The organism is Natronospira proteinivora (assembly GCF_024170465.1).
Lineage (GTDB): Bacteria > Pseudomonadota > Gammaproteobacteria > Natronospirales > Natronospiraceae > Natronospira > Natronospira proteinivora.
In genome coordinates, this window is sequence record NZ_JALJYF010000003.1 from 41,662 (window position 1) to 59,074 (window position 17,413).

The window sequence follows — 17,413 nt, forward strand, 5'->3', positions numbered from 1 at the left end:
CATGAAAATCGATGCCCGAACACGTTGGTTTAATCGCGCCCAGAATGGGGTGACGGTGCTGTTGCTGCTGGCGGTGGTGATCGGCCTGGCGGTGCTCAGCGTGCGCTTCGATGTCACCGCCGACTGGACCGCCGGGGCCCGGGGCAGTCTCTCCGAATCCAGTCAAACCCTGGTGCGGGATATCGACGAACCCATCCGTTTTGTCGCCTTTATCGGCGATGAGCCGGCCCTGCGGGAGCGGGTGGATCGGATCGTGGATCGTTATCGCCAGGTGGAATCGGAGATCGAACTGGAATTCATTGATCCCGACCTGGAACCCCAGCGCAGCCGGGAGTTTGGTGTTACCCAGGCCGGCGAGATTTTCGTGCAGGTGGGCGATCAGCGGGAAGCCGTGGACCGCTTCACCGAGGCCGGCATCACCAACGCCCTGGCCCGTGCGGCCCGGGCCTCGGATCGCTTCGTGGTCTTCGCCCAGGGCCATGGTGAGCCGGACCCAATGGGCCAGGCCAACCATGATCTGGGCCAGCTGGGCCAGCAGCTGCAGGATCAGGGCCTGCAGATTCAGCGGGTCAATATCGCCCGGGACGGTATTCCGGACAACACCGCCGTGCTGGTGATTGCCGGCAGCCGGGGCGAATGGCTGCCCGGGGAGATGGACCGGGTCCGGCGGCATGTGGCCGATGGCGGGCATTTGCTCTGGCTGGTGGACCCCTACGGCAATCTCATGCCCGAGTTGGCCGATAAGCTGGGCCTGGGCCTGCCCGAGGCCACTGTCAAGGACGAGACCGGCCAGGCCCTGGGCATCGATGACCCGAGCATGGTGCTGATCTTCAATTACGGAGACGATTCGGTCACCGAGCCCATGGAGGCGGTCACCCTTTTCCCCCATGTCACCATGGTGGATGCTTCCGGCGTGGATGACTGGGACCGCCAGCCCATCCTCTCCACCAGCCGCGATGCCTGGCTGGTGGATCTGGACGGCCAGCGCCTGGGCAGTGGCCGCTTTGATCTGGGTATGCTGATGACCCGGAATCTGGAAGACGAGGACATGGAAAGGGAACAGCGGGTGGCCGTGGTGGGCAGCACCGCCTTTCTCAGCAATGCTTTCATCGGCAATGGGGCCAATCTGGAACTGGGCCAGCGCCTGTTCAACTGGGTCTCGGCGGATCCGGTCACCTTGTCGGTGCCGGTGCGCAGTGCCCCCGACCGTCAGCTGGATCTCAGCCGCAACGCCTATACCGCCATCGGGGTGCTGTTTTTGATGATCCTGCCGGGTCTTTTCCTGGCCGCCGGCCTGTGGGTCTGGTGGCGTCGTCGCCGCTGAGCGGGGTTGGATCATGGGAAGCCGAGCTCGACTCAATATTGCCCTGCTGGGCGGCTTGGCCGTCATCGCCGGGTTGTTCTATCTCTCCCTGTCCGAGCGGGGCGGCGGTGACCCCCTGCTGGAACAACCCCTTGCCTCCATCCAGACCCTGCGGGTGGAGGCCGAAGGCCTGACGCAATGGCAGGCGGTGCAGGTGGACGGCGAATGGCAGCTGATCAAACCCATCGCCGCTCCCCTGCACCCGGAACGCATGGGACGTCTGGTGAGCCTGCTGCGTCTGCCGGTGCATGGCCGCTATGCCCTGGAGGACGTGGACCCGGTCCGCTTTGGCCTGGATGCTCCTCACTTGGCCATCCACGTGGACGGTACCGAGATCACGGTGGGGGATGCCGAGCCGGTAAACCGCCGCCGCTATCTGGCCATGAATGAGGAAGTGTTGCTACTGGATGAGGTATTCTTTTTCCAGTTCGACCGCCAGGTGGAGTCCATCATCGACCGCCGTTTGCTGCGTTCCGAAGCGCCCATCGAGGCCATTGAATTCCCCCAGGGCCGCCTGGCCCGGGATGAGAGCGGGGCCTGGGCCCTTGAGGGCGACACCCGCCTGTCGGCCACGGACCTGAGTCAGCTATTGAGTAACTGGCGCCAGGCCGAGGCGGCCTCGGTGCTGGCCTGGACGGACACCGCCGAGGCGGACGAGGTCCCCAGCGTCACAGTCCATCTCGCCAATGGTGAGCTGGCCCATTTCCGGATCATTGAATCCGAGTCCGCCCTGGTACTGGCCAACCCGGAGACCGGGCTACGCTACCGTTTCCCCCTCGAGCAGAAAAACGCCCTGTTGCCGGATGCCTGAACTACCGGAAGTCGAAACCACCCGGCGGGGTGTGGCCCCCTTTCTCAGCGGTCGGACCATCGAGACCCTGGTGGTGCGTGAGCCACGCCTGCGCTGGCCGGTGGACCCGGCCTGGTCCGAGAATCTGGCCGGGCGCCGCATCCAGTCCGTGGACCGCCGGGCCAAATACCTTTTGATCGACGTGGATGGCGCCCACCTGATCTGGCATCTGGGCATGTCCGGTAGCCTGCGGGTGATCACCGATGGCCGGGCCCCGGACAAGCACGACCATATCGATCTGGTGGTGGATACCGGCCATTGCCTGCGCTTCAACGATCCCCGCCGTTTCGGCTTTCTGCTATTCACCCAGGCCCCGCTGGCCAAGCACCCCCGGCTCATGGGCCTGGGTCCGGAACCTCTGTCCGAGGCCTTCAATGGGGAGCTGCTTTATCGCCGTTCCCGGGGCCGTCGCACCTCGGTGAAGGGTTTTGTGATGGATTCGGCCACGGTGGTGGGGGTGGGCAATATCTACGCCTCCGAGGCCTTGTTTCTGGCCGGCATCCACCCCCGCCGTCCGGCCGGGCGTATCAGCCGCGCCCGCTATGCCGCCCTGGCCGATGCCATCAAGACCACCCTGGCCGCCGCCATCGAACAGGGCGGCACCACCCTGCGGGATTTCAGTGATTCCGATGGCCGGCCCGGCTATTTCAGCCAGTCCCTGTCGGTCTACGACCGGGCCGCGACGCCTTGCCCCCATTGCGCCAGCCTGATCCGCCGGGAGGTGATCGCCCAGCGGGCCACCTACTTCTGTCCCCGCTGTCAGCGCTAGTTCTTTCGGGGCATCACACCGTATGATCAACCGCGACGTTCACGGCTTGGGAGAGACAGCATGATGCTTGGCATCGACACCGGCGGCACCTTCACCGACTTCGTCCTGCTGGACGGCGATGAGGTCCGGGTGCACAAGTGTCTGTCCACCCCCGAGGCCCCGGAAAAGGCCATCCTGGAAGGGATTCGGGCCATGGGCCTGGATGGTCGCGGCCTGCGCCTGGCCCACGGCTCCACCGTGGCCACCAATGCGGTGCTGGAAGGCAAGGGCGCCCGCACCGCCTATGTGGGCAATGCCGGTTTCCAAGACCTGCTCTTGATCGGCCGCCAGAACCGCCGCCGTCTCTATGACCTGCAACCGCCCAGCGACCGGGGCCCCCTGCAGGACATGCCGCGCTTCTCGGTCCCGGCCCGCCTGGATGCCGAGGGCCGGGAGCTGACCCCGCTGGACCCGGCCGATGTGACGGCCTTGATCGAGGCCCTGGAGTCCGCCGGGGTGGAGTCGGTGGCCATCAATCTGCTGTTCTCCTTCCGCGACCCCGGCCATGAGCAGCGCCTGGCCGAGGCCCTCTCGGAGGCCTTTAACAAGGGGCCGGGCCCGGGCCTGTTTATTTCCCTGTCCTCCTCGGTCTTGCCTGAATACGGGGAATACGAACGGGGCATGGCCACCTGGCTGAATGCCTATGTGGGGCCCCGGGTCTCGGACTACATCGGGCGGCTCAAGCAGGCCCTGCCGGACAGCGACCTGAAAATCATGCAAAGCAGCGGCGGGCTGATGGACGCGGCCAATGCCGCCGATCGGGCGGTGCATCTGTTGCTCTCCGGCCCGGCTGGCGGGCTGCGCGGGCTGATGGCCATCGGCCGGCAGATCGAGTCCGAGCGCCTGCTGAGTTTCGACATGGGCGGCACGTCCAGTGACGTGGCCATGCTGGATGGGGAGATCCGCCTGAGCGACAACGGCCACATCAATGCCGGGGAATCCAGTCTGCCGGTGCCGGTGCCCATGGTGGATCTGCATACCATCGGCGCCGGGGGTGGTTCCATTGCCTACCTGGATGAAGGCGGGGTGTTGCGGGTGGGGCCGGCCTCGGCCGGGGCCGACCCGGGCCCGGCCTGCTACGGGCGCGGCGGGCGCCAGCCCACGGTCACCGATGCCAATCTCATCATGGGGCGGATCCCCGAGGGCGGCTTCGGCGGTGGCCTGAGCTTGGACCGGGCCGCCGCCGAGCAGGCCATACAGCCCCTGGCCGAGGCCATGGACTGCGATCTCAAAGCCGCCGCCCAGGGCGTGCTCACGGTGGTGGAAGAAGCCATGGCCGGGGCCCTGCGGGTGATCTCGGTGGAACGGGGCCGGGATCCCCGGGACTTCGTTCTGGCCGCCTTTGGCGGGGCCGGCGGCCTGCATGTCTGTGCCCTGGCCGAACGCCTGGGCATGGATGAAGCCCTGGTGCCCGTCCACGCCGGGGTCCTGTCGGCACTGGGCATGACCATGACCCCGCCGACCCGGGAGCTATCCCGCTCCCTGGCTCGGCCCCTGTCGGAACTGACGGGCCCCGATGTGGAGGCCGCTTTCGCCGATCTGGCCGAGCAAGCCCGGGCCGGTTTGGTCAGCGACGGGGTGGCCGCCGAGGCCATCCGTCTGGACTACCGGGTGGACCTGCGCTACCAGGGCCAGGCCCATGCCCTGAACCTGCCCTGGTCCGGTGGACTGCCCCGGGCCTCGGAGTTTCACCAGGCCCATCGCCAGGCCTATGGCCATGCCCTGGAGCGGCCGGTGGAACTGGTTACCCTGCGGGTGTCGGCGGCCGGGGAAGAGGCGATTCACCGTCTGTCATCATCGGCGTCCCCAAGCTCGGGCTCAGAGGAACTTGCTTTCAGCGGGGGGAGTCCTAATACAAGACTGTTGCATCGTGATGCCATTCCGCTGGATCAGCCCCTGGACGGGCCATTGCGGGTGGCGGATGCCGTCGGCACCACCTGGGTAGCGGCGGGCTGGTCGGTGAAACGAGACCGGCTGGGCAATCTGCGTCTGATTTGTCACGAATCCGTCGCCCAATCACGTTAGACTGTTTATGATCGGCGGGCCGTCGGGGTAACCCGGTGGCCGGTCACCATGTGTTGTATCTCCGGGAGCGATTTTTCCATCATGCCATTGAATCTTCTGACAGACGGTCTTCTGGGCCTGCCCGGCTGGGCTTATGTGCTGTATGCCGTTCTGGCCACCCACTTCACGGTGATGGCCGTGACGCTGTTCCTGCATCGGGATCAGACCCATCGAGGGGTGGACCTGCATCCGGCGGTTCGTCATGTCTTTCGATTCTGGCTCTGGATGACCACCGGTATGACCACCAAGGCCTGGGTGGCGGTTCACCGCAAGCACCATGCCCGCTGCGAAACCGAAGAAGACCCCCACAGTCCCCAGGTAATGGGGTTGCGCAAGGTCTTCTTCCAGGGCGCCGAGCTTTACCAGCAGGAAGCCGCCAAGCCGGAAACGCTGGAAAAGTATGGCCGGGGCACCGTGGACGACTGGCTGGAACGCAATGTCTATACCCGCTTACCCATTCTCGGCGTCAGCCTCCTGCTGGTGCTCAATGTGAGCTTGCTGGGCGTCCTGGGCCTGACCATCTGGGCCATTCAGATGATGACCATTCCCCTGCTGGCCGCCGGGGTGGTCAACGGCATCGGCCATTATTGGGGCTATCGCAACTTCGAGTGCCGGGATGCGGCCACCAACGTCACGCCCATCGGCCTGATCCTGGGCGGCGAAGAGCTGCACAACAATCACCACGCCTTTCCCAGTTCCGCCAAGTTCAGCTTGCGCCCCTGGGAGTTCGACATCGGCTGGGTCTGGCTCAAGACCTTAAGTGCAGTGGGCCTGGCCCGCGTTCGCCGGGTGGCCCCCAAGCCGCTGCTCAAGGAGGCCGAAAACGAACCACATTATCCGGACCTGGAAACCGTGCGTGCTGTGGTGACCAACCGTCTGCATGTCCTGCGCGCCTACAGCCGCAGTGTGACCATCCCCGCCATTCGCGAATCCCTGCGTGACCGGGGACATCGTATGATCCGCCGGGCCCGGCGCCTGCTGATTCGCGAGCCCGAGCTGCTGGACAGCAAGGATCGCGAGCGGCTGGACAACCTGTTGGAAGAGCACGGCACCCTGGAAACGATTTATCAGTACCGGGAGCAGCTCAAGTCCATCTGGGAGACCACGGCCCAGAATGAGCAAGTGCTGCAGCGCTTCAAGAATTGGTGCTGGGAAGCCGAGCAATCCGGCATTCGCCATCTCCAGGAATTCGCCCGCAGCCTCCAGCGCTATCGCATGCCCCAGGCGGCCTGAGCCTTACAGGCAGGCACAAGCAGCACCCAAAAAACGGGGCTCCACCGGGCCCCGTTTTTGTGCCCGATAGCCCGCTCTACCATTTCTGTGACGGAGTTCTCAGTATTGGCTCTCGCACTTGGATACGCTATACCAGCGTCAGTGTCTGATGCGCCTAGTGCCTGTTTTAGCAGAGAAATAGCGTTACTGTCTGCCCCGAGTGGCCCAGTTTGTTTGAAGATAAGGATCCCCAGTGAAATTCATTGCCCTCATCGCCTGCCTGATCCTGCTGGCCGCCTGCGGCAACGACCGTGCCCAGGAAGTGGCAGACGAAGCGCAAGCCGATCAGACCACGCCTTCCGAAGCCGATACCGCCGAAGCCAATACGGTGGTCAGCCTCAACGAACCGGTGAGCGAACCGGATGCATACGGTCCCTATGATGCTGCCTGGCGGGTCGCCGTGGATATCGACGCCCTGCGGGGCCTGTCGGCCGGTGAACAGCTGGAAGGCTTTATGACCCTGCCGGAACTGGGCCGGGTGAATCTGCGCATCCGCGATACCGAGGGCGATCCCCGCCGCGTGCTTCGGGGCGACGCCACTCTGGACGAAGGTGCCGGCGGCAGTTTCACCATCAGCCTCCGGAACAATCGCCTTGAAGGTCAGTTCCGCCTCGAGCGGCGCCGCTACGTGCTCCAGACCGAGTCCGACGGCAGCCACCGCCTGCTGCGGGTAGACGAATCCCGCCTGCCGGACCCCCATCCGCCCGGCGGGCCACTGACCCCAGAAGAACCCGACGAAGAAGAAGGGCCGGCCTAGCGGGGCGTTTGCGACCAGCACAAAAAAATCAATTTAGGGAGCAGAATTACCATGTTGAACGGGACCACTATTCGCAACCTGGCGCTGGGGACAGCCCTGGGTTTTGCTACCGCCGCCACTGCCCTTTCCGCCGGCGAGGAACGATTCATGCAGTCGCTGCCGGAAACGGCGGCAAGCGAAATGCCCAAGATGCTGGACCAGGACTGGTTTAAATCCCCCCGGCCGGTGGCGGTGAGTCCCGCCCAACTGCTGGGCGAGCAACATGAGCTGACTTTGCCCGAGGGCCTCAACCTGCGGGCCGTCACCGGCGAAATCGAGCACCGGGGGGAACGCAGCTTCACCTGGCGGGGCCGGCTCTACAGCGGCGCCCATGCCGTGGGTACCGCCACCTACACCGTCAATGACGGCCGGGTTACCGGCCGCCTGCGGGTGGAAGGCCAGCGATATAGTCTGCGCAGCGATGCCCAGGGCCGACAGTGGCTGGGCGAGCAGAGCGATGATTATCTACCGCCACCCCATCCGGAAGAGGGTGTTCCGGTACCGGAAAGCCGCGAGGACGCCCCGGCCCAAACAGCCCCCCAAGACACGGATGAGCCGGCGGTGATAGATGTCTTGCTGGTCTATACCGACCAGGCGATGGCCGATGTGGGTGATGAATTGCTGCTGCGGGATGTCATGCGCAGCGCGGCCGATGTCACCAACACCGGTTTTTTCAACAGCGAGAATGACGCCCGCATTCGGGTGGTGGGCCTGCATCCGGTGGACCTGGATGAACCCGCGGATGGCTCGCAAAACTTGGGTGAGATGGCGAGCGATGCCCAGATTACGGCCCTGAGGGAGCGTTACGCTGCCGACCTGGTGGCCCTGGTGGGCAACTATGCCAACTTTTGTGGCGTTGCCTGGGCACCCAGCACGACGGCGCAGTTCAATCCCGGCTCGGGCTATTCCATTACCAATTCCGAGCCGAATTTCAGCTGCCTGCAGAACGTGACCATGGCCCATGAAATCGGCCACAACCTTGGGCTGCATCATGATCCGGCCAACGGCCCGGCGCCGTCGGGTGCCATTCGGGAATACGCCTTCGGGCACTTCATCGATATGGAATTTCGCACCATCATGTCCTACTGGAATCAGTGCACTGACGAGAGCTCCTTGAACTGCCCCGAGGTGGATCATTTCTCCAATGCCGACATTATTCCGTCGGGGGAGAGTTCGCCCAGCGGCATTGCCGATGAGCGGGAAAACAGCCGGGTGGTGGATCTTACCGACCACTGGGTGGCCGATTATTTTGAGCCGGACTATCCTCTGGAAGCCGCCTTTGAAGTGGTGGGCGATGTGGTTTCCGAAGGCGATGCCATCTGGCGGGTCCGTGATGGCGACGACGGTGAACCCACCGCCTTCAGTGGCTCGCTGGCCGGGGGCGAATCCAGCCATGTGGAAATGCAGCTCATGGGGCCGGATATCTTCGGTTTCGAATGGAAGTTGCCGGCGGGTAACGATGACCGTCATCTGTGGGTAAAACAGGATGGTGAAGTGTTGTTCGATTCCCAGGGCCAAGCCGATGGTGAATGGCGGTCCGGGGATTTCGAACTGGAAGAGGCCGGTGAGCATACGGTGCGCTTTGTCTTTGAAGTGGACAGCGGCGCTCCCTTCCAGGATGTGGAAGTGGCCGTGCGTGACTTTACCGAAGGCCTGATCCTGGCTTCCGGCCAGCTTCACAATGCCCACGGCAATACGGTAGCGGATGTGGAAGTCAGTGGCCTGGATGCCGATGGCACGGTTATCAATACCCGCAGCAGTGATGCGGAGGGGCAATTCACCCTGGGCATGCCCGACAGCATGGAAGACGAGCAGGATGAGCTGCGCCTCCGCTTCGCCGGTAGCGGGGTGGAGGAAAAGGAAGTCGATTGGAATGACTGCCGGGATGATAGCGGCGGCTGCGAGCTGAGCCTCAACGGCCAGCCCCGACAAGTTGGCGGCCAGGTTACCGGACTGCTGGAGGGTGAGACGGTTACATTGGAGCTGGCCAATCTGGAGGCGGATTCTGACTCGCCCTCCCTGGAGGTCAACAGCGATGCCTCGGGAGTAGCCGAGTTCGCCTTCGAGGCCGATGCCCTGGTGGAATACGGCTTTGTTTCCGTGAGCGCCCGTGGTTATGACGCGGCGTCCACCACGGCGGTTGGCTCACCCCGGGAGGCCGATATCACCGATCTGGCGGCTGAATTGAACCCCACCTCACCGGTGATTGAGTCCGCAGCCGAAGTGGATGCCGGACGTGACAGCGTTGACCTGGAGATCACCCTGGACACCCGCGACCGGGCCGTGACCCTGGTGGTGGAATACGGCAGCGAAGCCGGGGAAGGCGAGAGCACCGACTTCGCTCAAGACACCACCGTGACCGTGGACGCCTCCGATGCCGGTGCTGAAACCGTCAGCGCCAGCCTCACCGGGCTGGATTGCGAGACCACCTATCAGTGGCGGGTGGAAGCGGTGAACGACCATGATCTAATCGATACCGCCGGCCCCGAGAGCAGCACCACTACGTCCTGTCCCGACGACAGCTCCAGTGGCATCGGCTGCAGCCTGACTCCCGGCGACAACAGTCGCCCCGATCCCATGCTCTGGGGCATGCTGTTGCTGGCCTTGATCTGGACGGCCCGTCGCCGTTGGATGCATAGGGGCTGATGCTAGAGGCAGTTCCGGTACATGAACCGGTGTATGAGGCGGCTATGGAGTACTTTCATCTCCAAAAATATCGCGGTTCATGCGGGAAAGTACCTGGTTGAATTCTGAAAAGGCCTCCTTCTCCATTTCGCTGACATCCGGATGCCAAATGTCGAAGATCAACACTACCCGGGTTTCATCACTCTCGTTCCAGGCTTCGTGTTCGTAGCTGTCATCGAAGATCATGCAGCGGCCCACTTCCCAGCCACGGGCCTCGCCACGCACACGCAGTTTCCCGCAGTTTTCTGGAACAATAAGCGGCAGATGAACAATAAGCCGACCATTGACGGAACCGTGATGGGGCGGGATTCGGGTATGCGGTTTTAGTACGGAGAACATGATCTCCGGAGCATGGCCGGGAATCTTGATCATTGGTGTCTGCTCTAGCGCTGCAATCGTTTCCGGGCAGCGCTCGGCCACTTCCTTTACCAGCTCGCCCCGCTTATAGAGATGGCAGCTGCCCCAGGCCAGCGATTGATTGACATCCTTCCAATGCTCGGCGGTGGGGGAGCTGGAATCGAAATTGATATAGGGCTTGATCAGGCTGTTGTCTTCAGAGAGGGCGAGAAACTCCTCGCGAATGACGTCGGTCTTCGCTTCAATGGCCTTGACCCACTGGGGTCGTTCCCGGTCCAGGAAGGGCTCATCCGGTAGTCCCGGAAAGAATAGTTGTGTCGGTTGTTGCCCAGGATGCGGCTGATCATCGGTCGCTTCGCCCGACAGGCAGGCTATGAGCCGCTCCATTCGCGACGGATCCGCGTCAGGGTATCTCCCACGAATGGTCCGTAAGCGGTCCTCCAGCGTACGGCGGACGATATCGACGACCTTCTGCTTCCCCCCCATGGCAGCCTCCTGGAGAGGCGGCGGCAATTGCTTGAGACCTTGACCACCTTGCAGCGCCAAGCTCCAGCAGCGCTGGTAGGCGACCGCGGCCTGATAGTCCTCACCCGCATTCTCCAGGGCGCTCGCCAGATGCAGCAGGATATGCGGGACATTGGGCCGTACCCGGTCTGCTTTTTCAAAACAGTCGATCGCTTCCCGGTATTGCTCCTGATCCAGCAGCAATACGCCCAGGTCGAAATGCAGAACAGCACGCTTGGGGTCTCGGGCAATTGCCTTGGTCAACATCTCCCGAGCCAGATCAGCCTGACCTTCCTGACGGGCCAGTCGTGAACGAAGCTGCAAGGCCTCAATGTTGTCGGGTGCTTGTGCCAAAATGGCATCCAGGATTTGCCTGGCCTGCCCGAGCTGGCCCTGCTTCATCTGGCTGGCTGCCTGTTGCAACGACAATCTCATTCCGCGTTCTCCATGGACATGTGGCCGGGACCGAATGATTGTCGCTTGTGAGTGGATGAGAGCTCAAGTGCTGCTGCGGCCTTTTGAGAGACGGACACGGCACAATTGGGAGTAATCTCTGTGGCGGCCTGTTAAAATGCCCGATCTTTCCCTTATTGGCCCCGAAACCGACTGCAAAAAAAGACCGACCATGAGCCGAGACTATTCCCCCAAGGAGATTGAAGCCCGCGTCCAGGCCCGTTGGGAGGCCGACAAGACCTTTGAGGTCACCGAAGACCCGCAGCGGGAGAAATTCTACTGTCTCTGCATGTTCCCCTATCCCAGCGGCCGCCTGCACATGGGCCATGTGCGCAACTACACCATCGGTGATGTGATCAGCCGTTCCCAGCGCATGCGCGGCAAGAACGTGCTCCAGCCCATGGGCTGGGACGCCTTCGGCCTGCCCGCCGAGAACGCCGCCATGGAACGGGGCGTGGCACCCGCCGCCTGGACCCGCCAGAACATCAGCGCCATGCGCGAGCAATTCAAATCCCTGGGCTTTGGCTTTGACTGGTCCCGTGAATTCGCCACCTGCGACCCGGACTACTACCGCTGGGAGCAGTGGTTCTTCACCCAGCTGCTGGAAAAGGACCTGGTCTACAAGAAAAACGCCGTGGTCAACTGGGACCCGGTGGACCAGACCGTGCTGGCCAATGAGCAGGTGGTGGACGGCAAGGGCTGGCGCTCCGGGGCCACCGTGGAGCGCCGCGAGATTCCCCAGTGGTTCATCCGCACCACCGCCTATGCCGAGGAACTGCTCAAGGAACTGGACGAAACCCTGGGCGATGGCTGGCCGGAAGCGGTGCGCACCATGCAGCGCAATTGGATCGGCCGTTCCGAAGGGGTGGAGCTGAGTTTCAAGGTCAAGGACAGCGCCGAGCAGCTGACTGTTTTCACCACCCGCCCCGACACCCTCATGGGCGCGACCTACATGGCCGTGGCCGCCGAGCATCCCCTGGCCCAGGCCGCCGCCAAGGACAATGGCGAGCTGGCCGCCTTCATCCAGGAGTGCGGCCAGGCCCAGGTCTCCGAAGCCGCCATGGAAACCATGGAAAAGCGGGGCATGGATCTGGGCGTGCGTGCCCTCCATCCCATCACCGGTGATGAGATCCCGGTGTTCGTGGCCAACTTCGTGCTCATGGGCTATGGCACCGGCGCCATCATGGCCGTGCCCGGCCATGACGAACGCGACCATGCCTTCGCCAAGAAATATGACTTGCCCATCCGCCAGGTGATCGCCCCCCTGGATGGTAGCGAGATTGATATCCAGGACGCCGCTTTCAGCGGCGCCGGCAAGGTGGTCAACTCCGGCGAGTACGACGGGCTCAGTTCCGATGAGGCCTTCGAGAAGATCGCCCAGCGCCTGGAAGGCGAGGGCATCGGCCAGCGCCGGGTCAATTACCGCCTGCGTGACTGGGGCGTCTCCCGCCAGCGCTACTGGGGTGCCCCCATTCCGGTCATCAACTGCCCGGACTGCGGCGCCGTGCCGGTCCCGGAAAAAGACCTGCCCGTGGTGCTGCCCGAGGACGTCACCTTCGACGGCAGCGGCTCGCCCATCAAACAGATGCCCGAGTTCTACCAGACCAGCTGCCCCCAGTGCGGCGGTCCGGCCGAGCGGGAAACCGACACCTTCGATACCTTCTTTGAGTCCTCCTGGTACTACGCCCGCTTCGCCTGCCCGGATGCCGACCGCATGCTGGACGATCGGGCCGACTACTGGCTGCCGGTGGATCAGTACATCGGCGGGGTGGAACATGCGGTGATGCATCTGCTCTACGCCCGCTTCTTCCACAAGGCCATGCGTGACATCGGCCTGGTGAGCAGCGACGAGCCCTTCCGCAATCTCCTCACCCAGGGCATGGTCGTAGCCGAGACCTATTACCGGGAAGGCGAGGGCGGCCGCAAGCAGTGGATCAACCCGGCCGATGTGGACGTGGAACGGGACGACAAGGGCCGGGTGGTCACAGCCCGACTCAAGGAAGACGGTCAGCCGGTGGAAATCGGTGGCGTGGAGAAGATGTCCAAATCCAAGAACAACGGCGTGGACCCCCAGGCCATGGTGGAAGAGTACGGTGCCGATACCGCCCGGCTGTTCTCCATGTTCGCCGCCCCGCCCGAGCAATCCCTGGAATGGTCCGATGCCGGGGTGGAAGGCGCGCAACGCTTCTTGAAACGTTTCTGGCGGGCCGTGCAGGAGCATGTGGCCCAAGGCCCGGCCCCCGCCCTTGATGTGGCCGCGCTCAACAACGATCAAAAAACCCTGCGCCGCCAGACCCACGAAATGCTGGCCAAGGCCGACCATGACATCGGTCACCGCTACACCTTCAACACCGCCATCGCCGCGGTGATGGAATTGATGAACGCCGTGGGCCGCTTCAAGGGCGACAGCGATCAGGGCCGGGCCGTGGTCCGGGAAGCCCTGGAATCCTCCGTGCTGGTGCTCTCGCCCATCGTCCCCCATATCACGCAAGCGCTGTGGGAAGCCCTGGGCCATGAGGGCGCCATCGTGGATGCCGCCTGGCCCCAGCATGACCCGGACGCACTCAAGAAAGACGAGCTGGAAATCGCCGTGCAGGTCAAAGGTAAACTGCGGGCTCGCATCCAGGTCCCGGCGGACGCCGACAAGCAAACCATCGAAGACATGGCCCTGGCCGATGAAAACGTCCAGCGCCATGTGGAAGGCAAGGAAATACGCAAGGTGATCGTGGTCCCCGGCAAGCTGGTCAACATCGTCGTCTAAGCCCCGGTTCTCGACCCGACCGTAGGAGCGGATTCATCCGCGAAAAAACCCAGGGAGCAGGCAAGGTGAAAAAAGTCGCGGTTAACATCCTGGTGCTGACACTGGCCGCCCTGGTCACCGCCTGCGGCTGGCAGCTCCGCGGCGCCCCGCAACTGCCGGACGTCATGTCGGTGATCTACATCGACAGCCGCGACCCCCACGGCGCCTTCGCCCGCGAGCTTCGCCGCCTCCTGGACAGCGGTGATTCCCGGGTCACCCGGAATCGAAACGAGGCCACCGCCATCGTGCGGGTGATCCGGGCCAGCTCCAGCCGGGAAGTGCTCTCCGTCAACCTGGCCGGCCGCCCGGAAGAAATCCGGGTGAGCTACCGGGTGGAATTCGAAGTCAATGATGCCGAAGGCCGCCCGGTGATCGAGCGCCAGCGTTTGATCCTGCACCGCGACATCAGCGCCGACCCCACCGACGCCCTAGGCACCCGCCAGGAGGCCACCCGCGTGGGCCAAGCCCTGGAAGAGGAAATCGTCCAGTCCGTGATCCTGCGCATCGAGGCCATGGCCGCCGAATACCAGCCACCGCCTGAAACCCGTACCTACAGCCAGGTCATCCACATCGACAGCCTTGACCCGGACAGCCCCCTGGCCGAGGCCCTGTACCGCCACTTCGACCGGGACGAGGCCATCGACACCAGCCGGGAACAGGACGAGGCCTCCGTAGTCCTGCGCCTGATCAGCAGCGACTACGGCAGCGAAGTCCTCACCCGGGACGAACAAGGCCGCCCCGAAACCCTGCAGGTCCATCACGAAGTGGAATTCGAAGTCCTCGACGCTGAAGGCGAAGTCCGCCTCGCCCGCGAACAGCTAGAGCTGGACCGCGAAGTCTTGCTAGACCCCACCGACCCCGAAGACGTGGACCGCCAAACCCACACCACCAGCGAGACCCTCCGCCAGGAAATCACCGAAACCCTCCGCCAACGCCTGGACAGCTTGCTGGACTGACACAGAGTCTCTAGCAACGGCCCGCCGCCCCGTAGGAGCGAATTCATTCGCGACTACCTCTACGGGCCATAGAGGCTTCAGTTGTTTGAACACGGAGATCACGGAGAACCACGTAGGCCACGGAGCAACCCACCACCGTAGGAGCGAATTCATTCGCGATTATTCTCTCTCTATAGGTTGAGAGGTGATCCCTTCCCAAAGCTGTGGGAGCGGCATTCCTGCCGCGACACCCCACTCTCTAAAGGCAGTGGGAGCGGCGTCCGCCGCGATTCCCACCAAACTCACTACCGATCCCAGCGTCCGCCACCCCACCGTAGGAGCGAATTCATTCGCGATTGCCTCTACGGGCCATAGAGGGTTCAGTGTTTTGAACACAGAGAACACAGAGAATCCACGGAGGCCACGGAGAAATGCAATCCGGGACTGAAAACTGTGGGAGCGGCATTCCTGCCGCGACACCCACTCTGCTAAAGGCAGTGGGAGCGGCGTCCGCCGCGATTTCCAGCGAGCTCGCTATTAATCGCGGCGGACGCCGCTCCCACAAAACGATATTATCTCCGTGACCTCCGTGTCCCCTCCGTGACCTCCGTGTTAAACCTTCCCCCCTCTACCGCCGCCGAAACCAACCCCCAACCCCAATCAAAACCAAAAACACCGGCACATTCACCCAATTCCCAATAACAGCAAACGGCGTCGCCCCACGACGATGCTGAAATTCCCCCACCAACGCATCCGTCTCAAACTGCGGCAACCGCTCACGCACCTCCCCCCGGTGCCCGATAATCGCCGAAACCCCCGTATTGGTCGACCGCAGCATCTCCCGGCCCATCTCCAGACTGCGCATGCGGGCAATCTCCAGATGCTGATGGGGCGCGATGGTATCCCCGAACCAGGCATCATTACTCACATTTACCAGCAGAGACGCCTCCGGCAGCGGCCGGCGAATCTCCCGGGGAAAGACATCCTCATAACAGATGGAAGCCGCAATGGGCCGCCCACCCAACTGCAAGGGCGTCTGATCCTTACCGCCCCGCTCAAAATCCGAATAGGGCAGACTCATCATCCGCATCCAGTTCCGAATGAAATCCGGCACCGGGAAAAACTCCCCGAAAGGCACCAACTGATTCTTGCGGTAAAAATGATGCTCATCGGCATCCAGCTTGAGAATGGTGTTATAGAAATGCCCCTCCACCTCTCGGGTGAGCATGCCCATGAACAACTCCGTGTCATGGGCCGCCGCCTCCTCGGCCAGGGGATCCAGCACCTGGAACCGCACCTGGTGATACAGCACCGGCAAGGCCGCCTCCGGCCAGATGATCACATCCGCCAGATCCCAGTGGGCCTCGGTCATCTCCCGGTACAGATCAATGGTGGGCTGGCGTTCCTCCGGATCCCACTTGCGATCCTGGGGAATACTCCCTTGCAGCAGCGCCGCCCGCTGGGGCTCGCCATCCGCCTCGGTCCATTCCACCTGGGCCAGGCCCGCCGCCGCCAGCCACAGGGCCAGAAAGGCCGCCGCCGGCGGCAGCCGCCGCCGATGATGCAGGGCCAGAAACTGCAGCAACAGCCCCGCACTCAGAGCCAGCACAAACCCCAGCCCGTAAATCCCGATCACCGGCGCCAGCCCGGCCAGGGGGCTGTCCACCTGGGAATAGCCCACCGACAACCAGGGAAAGCCCGTCAGGAACCAGCCCCGGAACCACTCGGCAAAGGCCCACAGGGCCGGCAGCAACAACAACTCCCGCCGCCAGCCGGCCTCCGGCGCCAGCCGCCCCGCAATGGCCGCCACCAGGGCCGGGTAGAGGGACAGAAAGCAGATCAGCGCCACCATCAGGCCAATGGCCAAAGGCAGGGGCACATTGCCAAAGACATGCAGGCTCACATACAGCCAGTAGGTCCCCGCCCCGAAACTGCCCAGGCCAAACAACCAGCCCAGCCAAAAGGCCCGCCGCGGCCCATGCCCGGACCACAGCCAGAACGCCCCCGCCAGGGCCACCACCGCCAACGGCCACAGCCCAAAGGGCGCAAAGGCCCCCACCAGCAAGACCCCCGACGCCACACTCAGCAAGGACTCATTTCGGGGCCGACGCACCCACTCCTGCAACTGACTCAAGACAACACTCCCGTCACCGCCAAAACCCCGATTATGGCACGCCCCCGACCCCCAATTAAGCACACCCCTCCCCCAAAGCATGGAAACCCCGCCAGATTTGAACTACGCTGAACCCAAAGCCAAGGACCAGGCGGACCCATGCCCCAGCCAAACCACAGCCTGAATTCCCAGCACACCCAAGCCGTCACCACGGTCCATTCCCTATGCGCGCATTCCATGCACCAGCCGCTGAATACCTGCGTCTATTTGAGCCGTTTAGGTGACATATGACGGGTGAGGCTGAATGATTGAAAGTGACGGGAACTGCAGTCAAGCGAATGCGCAGCCAATTACGTGGGCGATTAGTTAAAAGGACCGATAAGTCAGGTGGTTATGATGATAGGCAGGGAAAT

11 protein-coding genes are annotated in these 17,413 nt (G+C 63.3%); 9 read left to right on the forward strand and 2 right to left on the reverse strand.

Annotated features, from left to right (window positions below; all coding sequences use genetic code 11):
* The first annotated feature begins 1 nt into the window (after window position 1).
* The 7 genes from J2T60_RS12665 to J2T60_RS12695 all read left to right on the forward strand — a co-directional run bounded on the left by J2T60_RS12665 (window position 2) and on the right by J2T60_RS12695 (window position 9,799).
* Window positions 2-1,324 carry a GldG family protein gene (locus tag J2T60_RS12665; protein ID WP_253451009.1) on the forward strand — a complete coding sequence of 441 codons (1,323 nt, stop codon included), beginning with the start codon at window positions 2-4 and terminating at the stop codon, window positions 1,322-1,324.
* Between the two features lie 13 nt (window positions 1,325-1,337).
* Window positions 1,338-2,174, forward strand: coding sequence for a DUF4340 domain-containing protein (locus tag J2T60_RS12670; protein ID WP_253451012.1), 837 nt, complete (start codon window positions 1,338-1,340; stop codon window positions 2,172-2,174).
* The gene (gene mutM / locus J2T60_RS12675; protein ID WP_253451014.1) at window positions 2,167-2,982 is read left to right on the forward strand and encodes a bifunctional DNA-formamidopyrimidine glycosylase/DNA-(apurinic or apyrimidinic site) lyase; all 816 of its coding nucleotides are present in this window, start codon (window positions 2,167-2,169) and stop codon (window positions 2,980-2,982) included. The genes J2T60_RS12670 and mutM overlap by 8 nt, the downstream gene beginning before the upstream one ends.
* Before the next feature lie 60 nt (window positions 2,983-3,042).
* Window positions 3,043-5,046 carry a hydantoinase/oxoprolinase family protein gene (locus J2T60_RS12680; RefSeq protein WP_253451018.1) on the forward strand — a complete coding sequence of 668 codons (2,004 nt, stop codon included), beginning with the start codon at window positions 3,043-3,045 and terminating at the stop codon, window positions 5,044-5,046.
* A gap of 81 nt (window positions 5,047-5,127) precedes the next feature.
* The gene (locus J2T60_RS12685; RefSeq protein ID WP_253451021.1) at window positions 5,128-6,318 is read left to right on the forward strand and encodes a DesA family fatty acid desaturase; all 1,191 of its coding nucleotides are present in this window, start codon (window positions 5,128-5,130) and stop codon (window positions 6,316-6,318) included.
* 232 nt (window positions 6,319-6,550) lie between these two features.
* Window positions 6,551-7,114, forward strand: coding sequence for a hypothetical protein (locus J2T60_RS12690; protein ID WP_253451024.1), 564 nt, complete (start codon window positions 6,551-6,553; stop codon window positions 7,112-7,114).
* A 51-nt stretch (window positions 7,115-7,165) separates the two neighbouring features.
* On the forward strand, window positions 7,166-9,799 hold the full coding sequence (locus tag J2T60_RS12695; RefSeq protein ID WP_253451025.1) for a M12 family metallo-peptidase: 2,634 nt from the start codon (window positions 7,166-7,168) through the stop codon (window positions 9,797-9,799).
* A gap of 42 nt (window positions 9,800-9,841) precedes the next feature.
* Here J2T60_RS12695 and J2T60_RS12700 read toward each other — a convergent pair whose 3' ends face one another.
* Window positions 9,842-11,134 carry an aspartyl/asparaginyl beta-hydroxylase domain-containing protein gene (locus tag J2T60_RS12700; protein WP_253451027.1) on the reverse strand — a complete coding sequence of 431 codons (1,293 nt, stop codon included), beginning with the start codon at window positions 11,132-11,134 and terminating at the stop codon, window positions 9,842-9,844.
* A gap of 190 nt (window positions 11,135-11,324) precedes the next feature.
* On the opposite strand from J2T60_RS12700, the gene leuS reads away from it, so the two are divergent.
* Window positions 11,325-13,913: a leucine--tRNA ligase gene (gene leuS / locus J2T60_RS12705; RefSeq protein WP_253451030.1), complete on the forward strand. Its 2,589-nt coding sequence runs from the start codon at window positions 11,325-11,327 to the stop codon at window positions 13,911-13,913.
* A 65-nt stretch (window positions 13,914-13,978) separates the two neighbouring features.
* Complete coding sequence (locus J2T60_RS12710) at window positions 13,979-14,908, forward strand: LPS-assembly lipoprotein LptE (protein WP_253451033.1); 930 nt, start codon at window positions 13,979-13,981, stop codon at window positions 14,906-14,908.
* Between the two features lie 607 nt (window positions 14,909-15,515).
* Here the strand turns inward: J2T60_RS12710 and lnt are convergent.
* A complete protein-coding gene (gene lnt / locus J2T60_RS12715; protein ID WP_253451035.1) occupies window positions 15,516-17,021 on the reverse strand; it encodes an apolipoprotein N-acyltransferase in 1,506 nt (501 codons plus the stop codon).
* Window positions 17,022-17,413: the final 392 nt, after the last annotated feature.

Excerpts from the sequence above, each read along its gene's own strand:
- J2T60_RS12665 (WP_253451009.1), top strand. The coding sequence starts at position 2 with ATGAAAATCGATGCCCGAACACGTTGGTTTAATCGCGCCCAGAATGGG.
- J2T60_RS12670 (WP_253451012.1), top strand. The coding sequence starts at position 1,338 with ATGGGAAGCCGAGCTCGACTCAATATTGCCCTGCTGGGCGGCTTGGCC.
- mutM (WP_253451014.1), top strand. The coding sequence starts at position 2,167 with ATGCCTGAACTACCGGAAGTCGAAACCACCCGGCGGGGTGTGGCCCCC.
- J2T60_RS12680 (WP_253451018.1), top strand. The coding sequence starts at position 3,043 with ATGATGCTTGGCATCGACACCGGCGGCACCTTCACCGACTTCGTCCTG.
- J2T60_RS12685 (WP_253451021.1), top strand. The coding sequence starts at position 5,128 with ATGCCATTGAATCTTCTGACAGACGGTCTTCTGGGCCTGCCCGGCTGG.
- J2T60_RS12695 (WP_253451025.1), top strand. The coding sequence starts at position 7,166 with ATGTTGAACGGGACCACTATTCGCAACCTGGCGCTGGGGACAGCCCTG.
- J2T60_RS12700 (WP_253451027.1), bottom strand. The coding sequence starts at position 11,134 with ATGAGATTGTCGTTGCAACAGGCAGCCAGCCAGATGAAGCAGGGCCAG.
- leuS (WP_253451030.1), top strand. The coding sequence starts at position 11,325 with ATGAGCCGAGACTATTCCCCCAAGGAGATTGAAGCCCGCGTCCAGGCC.